At 59.3% G+C, this 14186-nt stretch carries 16 protein-coding genes; 15 read left to right on the top strand and 1 reads right to left on the bottom strand.

Annotation, left to right across the window (positions count from 1 at the left end):
- The coding region (locus AB1824_03825; GenBank protein MEW5764084.1) for a hypothetical protein at positions 1–273 on the bottom strand (273 nt) is incomplete at its 3' end.
- A 567-nt stretch (positions 274–840) separates the two neighbouring features.
- Between AB1824_03825 and AB1824_03820 the strand changes: the two genes are divergently transcribed.
- The 15 genes from AB1824_03820 (at position 841) to AB1824_03750 (ending at position 14041) form a co-directional block, all read left to right on the top strand.
- Positions 841–1998, top strand: a complete 1158-nt coding sequence (locus AB1824_03820; protein ID MEW5764083.1) for an integron integrase — start codon at positions 841–843, stop codon at positions 1996–1998.
- A gap of 198 nt (positions 1999–2196) precedes the next feature.
- Complete coding sequence (locus AB1824_03815) at positions 2197–3177, top strand: DUF3644 domain-containing protein (GenBank protein MEW5764082.1); 981 nt, start codon at positions 2197–2199, stop codon at positions 3175–3177.
- A gap of 135 nt (positions 3178–3312) precedes the next feature.
- Positions 3313–3903, top strand: a complete 591-nt coding sequence (locus AB1824_03810) for a hypothetical protein (GenBank protein ID MEW5764081.1) — start codon at positions 3313–3315, stop codon at positions 3901–3903.
- Positions 3904–4610: 707 nt separating this feature from the next.
- Positions 4611–5456, top strand: coding sequence for an alpha/beta hydrolase (locus AB1824_03805; GenBank protein MEW5764080.1), 846 nt, complete (start codon positions 4611–4613; stop codon positions 5454–5456).
- 152 nt (positions 5457–5608) lie between these two features.
- A complete protein-coding gene (locus AB1824_03800; GenBank protein ID MEW5764079.1) occupies positions 5609–6367 on the top strand; it encodes a nucleotidyltransferase domain-containing protein in 759 nt (252 codons plus the stop codon).
- Between the two features lie 163 nt (positions 6368–6530).
- Complete coding sequence (locus tag AB1824_03795) at positions 6531–7862, top strand: alpha/beta fold hydrolase (protein ID MEW5764078.1); 1332 nt, start codon at positions 6531–6533, stop codon at positions 7860–7862.
- A gap of 185 nt (positions 7863–8047) precedes the next feature.
- The gene (locus tag AB1824_03790; GenBank protein ID MEW5764077.1) at positions 8048–8830 is read left to right on the top strand and encodes a hypothetical protein; all 783 of its coding nucleotides are present in this window, start codon (positions 8048–8050) and stop codon (positions 8828–8830) included.
- A gap of 39 nt (positions 8831–8869) precedes the next feature.
- Positions 8870–9034 carry a tyrosine-type recombinase/integrase gene (locus AB1824_03785; protein MEW5764076.1) on the top strand — a complete coding sequence of 55 codons (165 nt, stop codon included), beginning with the start codon at positions 8870–8872 and terminating at the stop codon, positions 9032–9034.
- 346 nt (positions 9035–9380) lie between these two features.
- Positions 9381–10112 (top strand): hypothetical protein, encoded by a 732-nt coding sequence (locus tag AB1824_03780; protein ID MEW5764075.1) that lies wholly within the window; start codon positions 9381–9383, stop codon positions 10110–10112.
- 208 nt (positions 10113–10320) lie between these two features.
- Positions 10321–11229 carry a hypothetical protein gene (locus AB1824_03775; protein ID MEW5764074.1) on the top strand — a complete coding sequence of 303 codons (909 nt, stop codon included), beginning with the start codon at positions 10321–10323 and terminating at the stop codon, positions 11227–11229.
- 170 nt (positions 11230–11399) lie between these two features.
- The gene (locus AB1824_03770) at positions 11400–11771 is read left to right on the top strand and encodes a VOC family protein (protein MEW5764073.1); all 372 of its coding nucleotides are present in this window, start codon (positions 11400–11402) and stop codon (positions 11769–11771) included.
- A 251-nt stretch (positions 11772–12022) separates the two neighbouring features.
- Positions 12023–12559 (top strand): DUF6794 domain-containing protein, encoded by a 537-nt coding sequence (locus tag AB1824_03765; protein ID MEW5764072.1) that lies wholly within the window; start codon positions 12023–12025, stop codon positions 12557–12559.
- A gap of 165 nt (positions 12560–12724) precedes the next feature.
- Positions 12725–13093 carry a hypothetical protein gene (locus AB1824_03760; protein ID MEW5764071.1) on the top strand — a complete coding sequence of 123 codons (369 nt, stop codon included), beginning with the start codon at positions 12725–12727 and terminating at the stop codon, positions 13091–13093.
- Between the two features lie 78 nt (positions 13094–13171).
- Positions 13172–13399, top strand: a complete 228-nt coding sequence (locus tag AB1824_03755) for a GDCCVxC domain-containing (seleno)protein (protein MEW5764070.1) — start codon at positions 13172–13174, stop codon at positions 13397–13399.
- A gap of 156 nt (positions 13400–13555) precedes the next feature.
- On the top strand, positions 13556–14041 hold the full coding sequence (locus tag AB1824_03750; GenBank protein ID MEW5764069.1) for a DUF3124 domain-containing protein: 486 nt from the start codon (positions 13556–13558) through the stop codon (positions 14039–14041).
- Positions 14042–14186: the final 145 nt, after the last annotated feature.

Genomic DNA, 14186 nt, shown 5'->3' with positions numbered 1-14186 from the left:
CACGGCCGGAGCCGCGGCGATGGCCACGCGCGCCGCCGTCTCGCGCCAGCGGGCCGTCTCTTCCTGGCGCAGCTGTTTCTCGAGGACCGCCTGCCGCACCGCCACCCGCTCCCGGTACTTCATCTCCTCCCGGGTGCGCACCACCTCCAGCTCCTCCGTGGCCGGGACGAACTTGAGCCGCGACTCGCAGAAGTCGCAGACGACCTCCGTCTCCCCCATGGGGATGTCCAGCGGCGCCGAGCAGTTCGGGCAGTGGCCGTGCTTCGCTTCCACGGTGTCCTCCGAGGGCATCCTACAACGGACCGGGCCCAATCGCACGCCCGCGATCCGCCGCTTGTTCCTGTGGGAGGCGTCGCCAGACGCCGAGATTCATCGTGCCGGCCGCCCTCAACTCCTGTGGCGTGGCCGCCCCACGCCGATCTCTCGCAGGGGCGGCCCTCCGTGGCCGACCGCCTTCGAAGGCCATCCCCTCCTTTTCCGCCTTTGCTTGCAAGGGCCGGCCCCTCGGCCGATGCGAGCATCGGCCGCTACGCAGGCCTCCCTTTCAAAGGGGTTGCTTCTTGCCTTTACTGCTTTTTCGCTCTGTGCTTTTCGCCTTTCTCCAAAATTCCAAATCCCAAATTCCAAATCCCAAATGCCCCTCTTGCCTTCCGCCTTTCCCCTTGAACGGCCGGGCCGGGAGGGTACAATAAAACTACATCGCATGAACGCGCACCGGGAGCGGATGTTCGGGGGGGGACGGCTCCGGGCGCGGCCTGCATAAGGCGGAGCTGCGCGGCCGGCGAAATGGAAATAAGGAAGATTCGTAAAAAGCGGCCAAAGAGAAGGGCCGTAATCACCATGAAACAGATAGCAGAACCCCCGGTCACCAACCCGCCTCGAAAGGCCCCCCGAAAGTCCGCCGCGGACTCTCTGCCGCGTGTCCTGGAGCCCCCCGGCACCTACTCCCCCAATGGCGGAAAGAAGCTCCTGGACTGCGTCCGCGAGGCCATCCGGTCCCGCCACTACAGTTACCGGACGGAGGAGACCTACTGTCAGTGGATCCGCCGGTTCATCCTCTTCTTCAACAAGCGCCACCCGCTCGAAATGGGGGAGGGGGAGATCAACACCTTCCTCTCCTACCTGGCCGGCAAGCGGAACGTCAGCGCCTCCACGCAGAACCAGGCCCTGGCGGCCCTGCTCTTCCTCTACCGGGAGGTGCTGGGCCGGGAGGTCGGCCAGCTCGAAGGCGTCGTGCGCGCCAAGCGCCCCGCGAGGATCCCCGTGGTCCTGAGCCGCAGGGAAGTCCAGCAGGTCCTCGCCCAGATGGAGGGCGTCCCCAGGCTCATGGCCGCTCTGCTGTACGGTTCCGGCCTGAGGCTCACGGAGGGGCTGAGCCTCAGGGTGAAGGACCTGGATTTCGACCGGGGTGAGATCACCGTGAGGGCGGGAAAGGGCAACAAGGACCGCATCACGGTTTTTCCCGCGGCGATCCGGGGCGAGCTGAAGGAGCACCTGGAGAGGGTGCGGGCGGTCTACGAGCGGGACCTCGCCTCCGCCAGCACGGGGGTCGCCATGCCGGAAGCGCTCGGGCGCAAGTACCCGAGCGCCGCCAGGGAATGGGGATGGTACTGGGTCTTCCCCGCCTCGGCACTCACACGGCACCCCCGGAGCGGCCGACTCGTGCGTTACCACGCGCACGAGTCGGTGCTCCAGAAGGCGGTAGGACGCGCGGCGAGGAGGGCGAAGATCGCCAAGCACGTGACTCCCCACATCTTCCGCCACTGCTTCGCCACGCACCTGCTGGAGCGCGGCCAGGACATCCGCACGGTGCAGGAGCTTTTGGGGCATTCCGACGTTTCCACCACCATGATCTACACCCACGTCCTCAACCGGGGCGGCCTGGGAGTTGTCAGCCCCGCCGACGACTTGAGCGGGGTCCTTTCCGAGGCCGCGGAACGTTCCGAAGACGAGCACGCCGGGGGAAAGGGGAGGCGGGAGGAAAAGGGTGCACGTTGAGCAAGTTGAGCGGGCCAACGCGTCGGGCCAACACGTCGGCCTAACGCGTGTATCGAGTTTATGGTAAAATTGGCAGGGGATTGTCGGTGAAGATGGTAACGGAAACCGGTTGTGCTAGGCCGCCGCTGATCGCGCTAACCCGCCGCCTTGCGGCCTAACTCGTCGGCCTAATATGCGTTAGGCGGCATGAGGCAGCATATGCCTAAGAGAAGCAGGTCCATCGGGTCGTTGCGCAAAGAACTCGTGACAAAGGCGCGCGAGGCGGCCTTGTCTGCGATCCGCGTGTTCAATGATCCACAGGTCCAATTTAAGTCCGAAACATTCACAGTCCTTATGATCATCGCCTGGACCTATCTATTGCACGCATTCTATCGAGGAAAAGGTATTGAATACCGGTACTATCGACAGGGCCCCAAGAGGAAGATCTTCGACCACACGAAGCATGGGGCCTACAAGTACTGGGAACTCGAGAGATGCCTAAACACCGACCAAAGCCCAATTGACTCAAATACCGCTAACAACTTGCGCTTCCTAATCGGCTTGCGGCACGAAATCGAGCACCAGATGACACGGCTGCTAGACAGCTACTTGAGTGGGCGCTATCAAGCCTGCGCCATGAATTTCAATTACTATATCAAGGCGCTGTTCGGTACGAAGTACGGCTTAGATCATCAGTTGAGTTACTCGATTCAATTTGTTGAGCTATCCGAAGAACAAATCGCGGGCAAGAGGCCTGAGTGCGAAATCCCTGCGCGGCTAAGAGCATATGTTGCGGAATTCGATGGCAAACTCACGCATGAGGAGTACAACAGCGAAAGATATTCATTTCGCATGCTTTTTAAGCGGAAACTGGTTAACAAGCCCGGCCAGGCTGATAAGGTTGTTGAATTCATAAATCCCGACTCTGACTTGGCGAAGCAGATCGACAAAGAGTACTGGGTTAAGAAGGAAGTGGAGCGTCCAAAGTTTCGCGCAAAAGATGTTGTCGCTGAAGTCAAGAAGGCAGGCTTTACGAAGTTCCGCGTTTGTCCTGAACATACGGATATGTGGAAGTCTGAAGACGCGCGCAATCTTGCGAAAGGTTATGGCGTCGACGTACAGGGCAGCTGGTACTGGTATGACTCATGGGTTCAGAAATGCATCTCACTCTGCAAACAGGCTGGCGACAAATATCGGTAGGGCCGCCCAACAACGCAGTGCACACGGACCCAGTCTCGCTGCGGTAGGTTCAGCTTCGAAGTGGGCTTGCTCGGGAGCCCTTAGCAAATGAAGTCTGGGTCCGGTGACTGCTGGCGTTAGGGTGGGTATGGAAAGATGACGAACTCGGCGCGATGGGTTCTGCTATCCGGTCTCTTTGTGGCAAGCGGACTCTTGCCCACCCCCGCTCAAAATGATCCTCCGACCATCTATGTTGTGGAGGGTGCTTGCCCCTATGAAGGGTGCAAATATGGGGAATGGCGGGCCGAGAAACCGGTCATCGTCCGAGAGCAGCAGGACACATCTTCAAATGTCGTGTGTGTTCTTCACAAAGGCGATGGCGTACTCGCGCTTGGCGGTGTGGTAATGACGCGACCGGGCGTCGCGCGAGTATTAAGAAACAAGGATGACTTTAAGGAGGGTGAGCGCTTTCTAATTTACACTTACGAGGGTGAAGGCGTAGTGAAGATCTGGTACCAGGGCCAGATGAGCGAGATTGATACACTTACGCTGTGCAACGCGCAATGCATCAACGGAATCGAATGTTATCGATGGATGGAGGACCCTCCCGATTGTTGGGCCATCGTTGAAAAACATCCGGAATCATCGTGGTGGGTCAGAGTAAAAGGCGCAAACGGCGCCGAAGGCTGGTGCCTGAACGACTATGCCTTTTGCGAGGTCCATGGCTATGACGCATGCCCACCTTAACAAGGCGTTGCAGCAGACCGGTCCCTGAGGTTGCTTCACGCAATGCCCGTTGGGGGAAGTCCGTTGACCCATTTGCCAAACTTGAACCTGGTTGCCCGGGCCGGTGCACGCGGCATTAGCTGGCTTACCAGCTAAGGGGGTGCCCCGCATGGCTTCGAAAGGTCAGCAAACCGGTATGCGTGGCGTGTTCCTGGTCGCAGCCGAGCTCGTGGCACAAGGCTATATTGTTTCGACCACTTCTCGGAACGCCATGGGTGCCGATCTACTTGTAACTGACCAAGAGTGCAAACGAGCATTTTCGGTCCAAGTAAAGACCAACGGTAGACCTGCATCATTCTGGCTCTTGGGCAACAAAGCGAAGGCCGTAGCCTCTACGAGCCACATCTACGTGTTTGTGAATCTCCGCAAGGATGGGTCCGCAGATTACTACGTGGTACCTTCAAAGACCCTGTCCCAGATAACCAACAAACAACCCGTGTCAAATTCGAGGTGGCCATCGTTCCAGAAGCGTGACGCCGAACCCTATCGCAACAAGTGGGGCTGCTTTGAAACGCAAGAGTGAAGCGCCCCCTAACAACGCAGTGCACCGGACCCGGTCTCGTTGCGGCAAGTTTCGCTTCGAAGAAGGTTTGCTAGGGTGGCCTTCGCAAGTACGGCCCTGGTCCCCTGAACGGGGGCGTTCGGCCGCAAGGGAGGTTACGCCAACCATGAAGACAACAGCTTTACTCCTGATGCTACTCGTGCCGGGTATCGCATCGGCACAGGAAAAACCAGCGACGGGCTACGCGCCGGTCAATGGGCTCAAGATGTACTACGAAGTCCACGGGAGCGGCGAGCCGGTCGTGCTGCTCCACGGTTCGTTCATGACCATTACCAACAACTGGACCGGCTGGATCGACGAACTCGCCAAGACGCGAAAAGTGATCGCCTTCGAAATGCAGGGCCACGGCCGCACTGCGGACATCGACCGCGACATTAGCCCGGCGAACCTCGCCGACGACGTGGCGGCCCTGCTCGATTACCTCAAGATCGTCAAGGCGGACCTCATCGGCTACAGTATGGGTGGCGGCGTGGCGATGCAGTGCGCGATCCGCCATCCGGACAGGGTGCGAAAGGTTGTCGTCATTTCGTCCTACATCTCGCGCGACGGCGTGGTGAAGGAAGGGCAAGAGGCGTTATCGAAACTCTCGGCGGAACTTTTCGTCGGCTCGCCCCTCGAAGTTGAGTACAAGAAGCTGAGTCCGACGCCGGACGACTTTCCGACGTTCATCGAACACATGGTTGCCTCGGCTTCCAAAGGGGACAGCATCACTGCCGACAAGCTCAAGGCCACCACGGCACCGATGTTCTTCATTCACGGCGATGCCGACGGCATCCGGCTCGAACACGTCGCGGAGATGTTCCGCCTGAAAGGCGGTGGGACGCACGGCGACCTCGGGCCACGCTCCGCATCGCGCTTGGCCATAGTGCCCGACGCCACCCACGTCACGCTGATGCAGCGAAAGGGCGTGATCGTTCCCATGGTGAACGACTTTCTTGACGCCAAGCCATGAAGAGAAACCGAAAGAAAAGGTGCTGCCACGCGCTCCTGGCAGACAGGCCGAACCAGCCGTTGCACCGGACCGCATCAGGGTTTTTCTCGGTTCAACGTCTCACCAGCCGCCGCGGCAGGTGAACGATGTTTATGACTGCCACGGGGCGAACCATGGATGATCTGCCGCAACCTGTCGCTGAACTGGTGGACTTGCTCGCTTCCCTGCCGTGCACAATCGCTGTGGCGTTGGGTGGATCGCGCGCGCTGGGGTGCAGCGATGCAGGAAGTGATTGGGACCTCGGCCTCTATTACCGTGGCGCGATAGATCTCACGGCCCTCGCGGCGCGCGGCACCGTCTTCCCTCCAGGTTCCTGGGGACGCCTGATGAACGGCGGAGCCTGGCTTCGGTGCGGAGGCCATAAAGTGGATGTGATCCTGCGTGACCTCGACGTAGTCGAGTATTGGACTCGTCGTGCCGAGAACGGTGAATTCGAGAGAGATGCACTGCTCGGTTATCTGGCCGGCATTCCGACCTACACCCTGAGTGCCGAACTCGCCTCGTGCCGTCCGCTCCATGGCCACCTCCCAGCGGCGCCGTTTCCCGCAAAACTTGCATCCGCCGCACCTCCGGTGTGGCGTTTCTGCCGATCGTTTAGTCTGGATTATGCGCGTATGTACGCGCAGCGCCGCAACGCCGCGGGAGCGCTGGGTCAAGCGGCGGCGGCAGTGATGCAAGAGGCGCACGCCGTCATGTGCCAGCGCAGCGAATGGGTGTGTAACGAAAAGCGTCTGATCGAAACGGCGGGTCTCGCGGATCTGCAAGCACTGTTCTCGCAAGTATCCAACAAATCTGCGAATCTCGTGCAGTGGGTCGATCGGATCGCCGATCGACTGGGAGTCCCGAAGGGCGAGGATTCTCCCTGGAAGTAGTGCAAACGCCCAACCATGCTCCGCAACACCCGGCCCCGCCGCCGTCCGTTCGAGCGTCGCGGAGGGGCTGCTCGGATGCTCTTCGCAAGGGCGATCTGGGTCCGGTGACTGCCGGGCGTTGGGGCGAGACGGTAGGCACGAGCTTGGAGAAAGGACAGGGTCCATGATTCACGGCGCAACAAGGGTTCATCGAACTCGCTTCGCATTCTGTAGCCTATTGCTCACGTTCGCGTGGATCGCCGCATGGGCGAGCGCCACGGCGAAACCGGTCGAACCCCAAGGGGAGCAGCCGCTCGAGATGAGTCTTGACCGCGCGGTGGAGGTGCCGCTCGACCGCGAGAATCCAGCGCTGGGCCGCGCTTCGATCCACGCCGAGTTCGGGGCTTCGTTCGACCCTGCCAAGCCGGTCCTGTTCGTCATCGCGGACGCGCAGCAGTTCTATGTGCGGAAAGGCGCCATGGCCGAGCTGCAGAAGAGGCGATTCGGCAGCGCATTCAACGTTGTTGGAATCATCGGGCGCGGCTTCACTCCCGAGTTCATCAGGGCGGCACAAGGGCCGGGGGGAGAGCCGGACTGGGAGAAAGCGTGGGCCGTTTTCTCCGCGGACGAGTGGGTCGAGGATATCGAAACGGTCCGGCGGACGATCGTCGGGGCAGAAGGCAAGATCCTGCTCTATGGACAGTCGGGAGGTGCCTTTCTCGTTCATCAATACCTCGCGAAATACGGCCAGCACGTCGCGCGGGCGGCGACACCCGCCGCGCTGAACCCATTCCTTGTCGGGGAGCTGGGCCTGAATACGGATCGCTTCTGGGAGGAAGTCGGCGCATTCGATCCGCGGCTTCACGCCTTGCTCCGTCAGGCACTGGAAAGGCACGCGGCGGACAGGGCGCGGCTCGTCATGACCCTGCAGAGGCAGAACTTCTTCGTCCCGCCCGACCGGCTGCCAGAAGAGCGGGCAAGTCTCATCCGTGCCCTGGCCTCGGGAGACACCGAAGCCTATGGGAAGGCACGACAGGACTATCAGGTTGAAGCGGTTGGCGCCTTTCTCAATTCCCCTGAGGGAATCCCCATCCGGGTCCGTCTCTTCGAATTTCTCCTCCCATCCCAGGCCCTCGCGCGGCTGGCAGGCGACAAGCTCCATCCAGACCTTGAAAACCAGAGGAACTTCGCGGCCCCTTTACTGGATCTCCACGACAAGCGCCGCATCTGTGCTCCGCGTTGGGACCGGGCCGCGCTGCATCAATTGGATACCGAGGTCCTGGTCCTCGCGGGCGTACGCGACCATACCGTGGACTACCGTTCTTCGGTGGCACTGGCGTACCTATACCCACGGGGACATCTGCTCCTTGTGGACGATGATCACCAGTTTCATCGAATGACCAGCGACGGTACGTACGATGCCCTTGTGCGCTCGTTTCTTGCGTCCGGCGCTGGATCCTCCGAATATGGGGCGGTCCTCGATGCCGCCGACCGGCACCGCTGGCGGGAACCGTGAGGGTGAGACGGACCACGTCGCCCAATGAGAGCCACGGTGGTCCCGAACAGCGATGGCGTGCGGCCGCGGGTCACTTCGCAAAACGGCTCAACCACAGGAAGCGGCCGACGCGCCTGCACTTCGCTTCGGCGCGCCGCCGAGAGCCCCAAGGTTAGGCCGTCGGTATCTTGCGGGAGCAAGAGTACATGCTGTGGAGACTTGGTGAAATCGTCTTCCTGTTCGCATCCCTCGCTGGCTTCCTTGTCGCGGTCGAAGCGGGTTTTCGCCTGGGCGTGCGCCACGGCGACAAGGGAGAGGAGTCGGATAAGGCCCATGTGGATTCTCTGCAGGCCGCGTTGCTGGGTCTTCTCGCCCTGCTGCTGAGCTTCACCTTTTTCATGGCGGCATCGCGCTTCGACGTCCGCAAGTCGCTCGTCCTCGAAGAGGCCAATGCGATCGGCACGACCTTTCTTCGCTCCGAGTTTCTGCCCGCTGACCAGCGACGTGAGGCCAAGGCGTTGCTTCGAGAGTACGTATCATCTCGACTTGCGTTCTACGAGGCGGGCATCGATCCGGCGCGCCTTGACCAAGCGAGAACTGCCACCACACGTATCGAACGAAGGCTCTGGGCGTTGGCGGCTGAAGCGGCCAGCCAGGAGCCACGGTCCGTGCCGGTGGGTCTGTTCGTGGAGTCCCTCAACAACGTCATCGATTTGCACGAAAAGCGCCAGGTCGCGTTCGACAACCACGTGCCTGAAACAGTGCTGTCTCTCTTGCTTGCGGTGTCCGTGGCGTCGTTCGGCCTGCTGGGTTACCGCTGCGGACTCACGCGGCGCCGGAGATTTGCCTCGAACGCCCTCTTTGCGGTGCTCATTGTCCTGGTGCTCACGACGATTCTGGATATCGACCGGCCGCGACGCGGCTTGATCAAAGTATCTCAGGACAGCCTGGTCCGGCTTCAGGCAAGTCTGGAGCGCGACGCGCAGTGACCGGAGCGGCCGTCTCGTGCGCTATCCCCTGCACGGTCGGTGCTCCAGAAGGCGGTAGGCCGTGGGGCGAGGAACGCGAAGATCGCCAAGCGCGTCACGCCCCACATCTTTCGGCACGGCTTCGCCACGTACCTTCTGGAGCGCGGCCAGGACATCCCCAAAATCCAGGAATCGCCCGGCCGCTCCGAGTGGCAACGACGATGATCTCCACGCATGTCCTCACTTGGGGCGGGGGGGGGTCTCAGCCCCGCCGACGATCTGGGGGGTCTTTCCCGAAGCCGTGGACCTTGCAAGACACGAGGGGGACGGGCGGAGGTGACGCCCGAGGAAGACCAACCAAGTTGAGCGGGCCAACGCGTCGGGCCAACACGTCGGCCTGACGCGTGTATCGAGTTTTTGGTAGGATTGGCAGGGGATTGTCGGTGAAGATGGTAACGGAAACCGGTTGTGCTAGGCCGCCGCTGATCGCGCTAACCCGCCGCCCCACGGCCTAACTCGTCGGCCTAATATGCGTTAGGTGTCTGATACAGTATCTCATAGGGAGGGTCCCGTGAAAGGAAAAAGAGTATTTGTCATCACAATCGGTCTGTTGGCAATATTCATTGCCTGTTCGAGTGCTAAAGGAATGAAGGTCACAGAGACAAATGAGCAAGAAGTTCTAAAGGCGGTTGCGGAATCCAAATCAATGACACCTGAAGAAAAGGAAATGGTAGTAGGCTACTTTATGCGCAGTAAGCTTGGCGGCATCTTTGGTGTCATGCCAGCTAATCCTTTGGGAAAAACCGTCAAGCAGATCATTGAAGAGCAAAAGGCGTATGTAGCGGAAGAGAAAGTCAAAGAGGATATGGAGAAACTATTGGCCAAAGAAGCAAAAGAGAAAGAAGAGGCACTTGCTGCTGAACTTCGCAAGTCCCTTTCACTGGCAATCTATGAAAAAGGCTTTATACCTAGTAACATGTACGCAAGCAGGTATGACGACTATATTACCATCAAGGCCGCATATCAAAACACGTCAACAAAGGACATTCGTGCATTTCAGGGCACTGTCATCTTTCAGGACTTGTTCGGCGATGTAATATTTAAGTCGCGCCTGAAGATCACAGATCCTATAAAAGCAGGCGAAAAAGCCACTTGGGAAGGAACTATAAAATATAATCAGTTCTCCGACGAACACAATAAGCTGAAAAATGCTGAATTGAAAGACCTCAAGGTAATATGGGCTCCTCAAACCATCATTTTTGCGGATGGCTCTAGAATCGGTGAAGACACAAGACAAGAGTAGTGGGCACACGACACCTAACAGCCCGTTGCAGTGGACCCAGGCACGCAAGAGTGGCCTTGCTTCGAAGGTGCTCTCGCGTTTGGCTGCCCTTCGCAAAAGAAGTCTGGGTCCCCTGAACGGGGGCGTTAGCCGCCATTCGATTCAAACAGCCCTGGTGTCCTGCTTACTTGGAAGGTTACTTTTATAGGGCATAGAGAAGGAGGGTACAATGAGCCGAAAGAAGCAAACCCACTGGATCGCACTTATGGGCAGGATAGCCCATACCGCTGAGGGTCTCAAATATATTCCTGTAAAGATAACGGAGGGTCCGAACAAGGGGCAGTTCTCGATCTGCCTGGCGAAGTCCAGTTACGAATTTGAAAGCGGTACGGTCCAATTCAAAGTAAAATTGAAAGATCGCGACAGTCAGCTAATGGTCGGGTTCAACCACGGGAGCGGCGAAGAAGTGTACGCCGGCATTGGGTTTGGGGCTACAGCATATGTTATTAGTCTTTTCTCCAATAACAAGTGGGAACCTCTGGCGGGGGCTGGCTTCGGGGAAAGGCCTCCAGCTGATACAGATATAGATGTAGAGGTGCGAGTCAATGGATCACGAATTGATCTCCTCATAAATAGCGTTATCGTCTGCACAGCGTATTACAAGATTAGACCTTGTCAGGTTGCGCTGCTTATGCAGGGCAATAAGGAAATGTTGGTTCGCGGGATCACTGTTCGTCCTCAAAAACCAACTGCTTTCATTGTCATTCAATACACTGACGAGTTCAACGCACTATACAATGAGGTGATTCGGCCTACATGCGAAAGCTACGGTCTGCAGGCCATTAGAGCTGCCGACATTTACTCGACCGGCCAGATTCTAGAAGATATCGTGCGGTCAATCCAAGAGTGCTTTGTAATAATCGCCGATGTGACTCCCAACAATCCAAACGTATTCTACGAAGTTGGCTACGCCCATGGCATGGGTAAGGCTACTATTTTGCTGTGCGACAGAAAGCGAGACAGACTACCTTTCGACATCAGCGGTTTCCGCACGCTGTTCTACGACAACACTATTGGAGGGAAATCAGCAATTGAAAGCACGCTTGCAAAGCACCTACAGGCCCTTACTCACAGGTAGTTTGCAAGGTAACGCGGGGGCGGCTAACAACGCAGTGCACCGGACCCAGTTACGCTGCGGCAAGGTGGCCTTCGAAGCGGGCTTGCTCGGATGCCCTTCGCAAAAGAAGTCCGGGTCCGGTGACCGCTGGCGTCAGGCCTCTTGCAGGCGCACCCAGCAAAGGAGAACAGATGTTCGATCACGTAGTGTTCGGGGTCAGCGACTATGCGGCGAGCAAGGCGTTCTTTGTCAAGGCCCTCGCGCCGCTCGGCATAACGGAAGCCGCTGAGGGGCCGCTCGGCATCGAGCTGAGCGCTCCCGGCGGGATCTGTTCATTGTGCCTCTTCCAAACCGAGGAGACGCCGGCGCATCTGCACCTGGCATTCACGGCCGAAAACCGCGAGCAAGTCGAAGCCTTCTACCGCGCGGCGCTTGAGGCGGGTGGCCAAGACAATGGTGCGCCGGGTCTGCGCCCGGAATACCACGGGAACTACTATGCGGCCTTTGTCATCGGTCCGGACGGGCACAACATCGAAGCGGTGTGCCACGAAAGCGTGGCCTAGCAAGGCCGCTGACCGGACCCGGTCTCGGCTGAATCGGCTCGAAGTTCGCTGGCCCTGACGACGCGATTTCTCCAAACATCTTCCAGCCGGTATCTTCGGGAGGAAGCCGGCGATCTGAACCGGCTGTGGAAGGAGAAGATGGGGGGGCAGTGATCTTTCAAGCCCGAGTGAGGTAATCGAAGAACCGTTGTTGGCTGGCGGAGCTTCGCGCCTCCGCAGAGGCTGAGCGTCAGGCCATTCGAGGTGTGAGAATGTACAAGGCACTCCTGACAACCGTGATCCTGGGCGCCTTTTCTCTCGGGCTTCCTGTGGCTTCACAGGATGGTGAAGAAGTCCAGAAAGAGGACATCCAAAAGGATGTTATCGAGATGATCAAGATCCAGTATCCTCTGCCCGAGGCAGCGTACTGGCTCTCACCGACCTGCGATGCGGAGTCGCCTACAGAAGTCTATATTCCCCGGGATCTTTCGGACGCCTTTGCCGAGCTGGATCGAATGCTTACGAAGGAGTTTCGTGACTACTATGCCAACTCGCCCATGGAAGACACCATAAAGTACCATTTTGGCCTGGGTATGTGGTTGCGGAACAACTGGGGGTTGTGGACCGGTGAACGTTTGGCCGAGTTTTTTGCGGGAATCGGCATTTACCATCCTGATGACATGTCTGGGATTATCCTAGACTCCTACTGGCGCTACCTCAACGGCTCCGACATATGTCTACAGGATCAGGTTGAATTCTATCAGGAATACTGGCGCTCGCAACAAGAGTATTATGAGAACAACCCGTAACAGGTTCGACCGCGCAGTGCACAGGCCCCGGTTTCGCTGCGGCGTACTTGCCCTTGAAGCGGGCTGGCTCGCGAGTCCTTCGGAAAAATAGTGCGGATTCGGTCCTTGCCGGCGTAAGGCGGACGATGCTGGCAAGAGGGTGAACGGACGATGCTGGGAGCGTGCTTGCGGATAGTCGGCGCTTGGGTCGGCGGTGTCTTGGCCTTCGCGGTGTGGCTGGCCGTTGTGCTCATCCGGATGCCCCGTCCCCCTGTGCCGCCGTCGTTGGCGGCCACGCTCACCGCTCCAGTCGCCGTCGCCGCGGGTTTCGGCCTGGGCATGCTCGCAGGTGAGCGTCTCACCCGCCGTCGCCAGTGGGGTTTTCTCCGCGCGTGTCTTTGGTCTTGGGCGGGTGGCACCCTCGGCGTGCTGGCCCTGTATCCGTTAGGAGGTATGATGGCCGGGTTTGGGCTGCTTGCCTTCGCGACCGCCGGCCTGTTCGTTCGGGAGCTTCTGTGGGTGCTGAACCCGCCCAGGGACGCCGAGCATGGCTGAAGCGATGGCCGAGGGCCTTCCCGGCGGCTCGCGGATCCAGTTTCGGCCCTCCCGGCGTCGGGGGGAATCGGAGGACCGATGGACCCAGTCACCCGTTCAGTTCTCACGTGCCCGTCGTGCGGCGCTCAGTCGGTAGAGGAAATGCCCGCCGACGCGTGCGTTTACTTCTTCGAGTGCAAGGCCTGCCGCGCGCGTCTGAGGCCGAAACCCGGCGACTGTTGCGTCTTCTGTTCCTACGGAAGCGTCAAGTGTCCGCCGGTGCAGCGCCAATCGGGCTGTTGCAAGGGCTCCTCCGCGACTTCCTGAAGGTCGCGAGCGGAACGAACACGCCCACCCACGCCTTCGTCCGCTCGGCCGCAAGCGCGCTTCGCTCGCTGGGGTTCCGTTCTCGCTGCGCTCGCCGTCGGCCCTTCGGCGCGGGTGTTTGGAGTCAGTTGGATCGGGGAGTTCATGGAGGCTCTAATGAGGAAGGACGCGAAAAGGCGAGGAAGTCTTTTCATTTCCCTCTGGTTCCTGCTCGGCTTGAGCCTTTCAGCCAGACAGGCGATCGAGCTGTCGAAGGGCCAGAGTCTTTACGTTCCCGTTTACTCCCACATCTACTGGGGTTCGACGCAAAGGCAATACAATCTGGCCTGCACCTTGAGCATCCGGAACGTCGACCCGAGGCATTCTCTGGTCGTCACGCACGTGGACTACCACGATACAGGCGGCAAGAAGATCCGGTCCTATCTCGAGAAACCCGCCCGCATCCCGCCTCTGGGGACGCTGGAATACTACATTGAGGAGAAAGACACCCAGGGCGGTTCCGGCGCGAATTTCATCGTACGCTGGACCTCCCAGGAATCCATGAACGCGCCCATCGTTCAGACCGTCATGATCGGCGTGGAGGCGGCCCAGGGAATATCCTTCACATGCGAGGGACGCGCCATCGCGGAATACGACAAATAGCGGCCATCGGACCGGCCGGTGCGCGCGGGGCCATTCCCCCGGAAAGGGTCCGTGCCTCAAGTCCCGAACAGTCCCTCGGATCCGCGTACAGTGCGGATGTGGATGTGTTGGCCGGAGGTTGGACGGAGTCCCGAACCGGCGACGG

The organism is Acidobacteriota bacterium (assembly GCA_040752915.1).
Taxonomy (GTDB): domain Bacteria; phylum Acidobacteriota; class UBA4820; order UBA4820; family DSQY01; genus JBFLVU01.
Note: the sequence above shows the minus strand (reverse complement) of the source record. Positions and strands in the feature narration are given on the sequence as shown.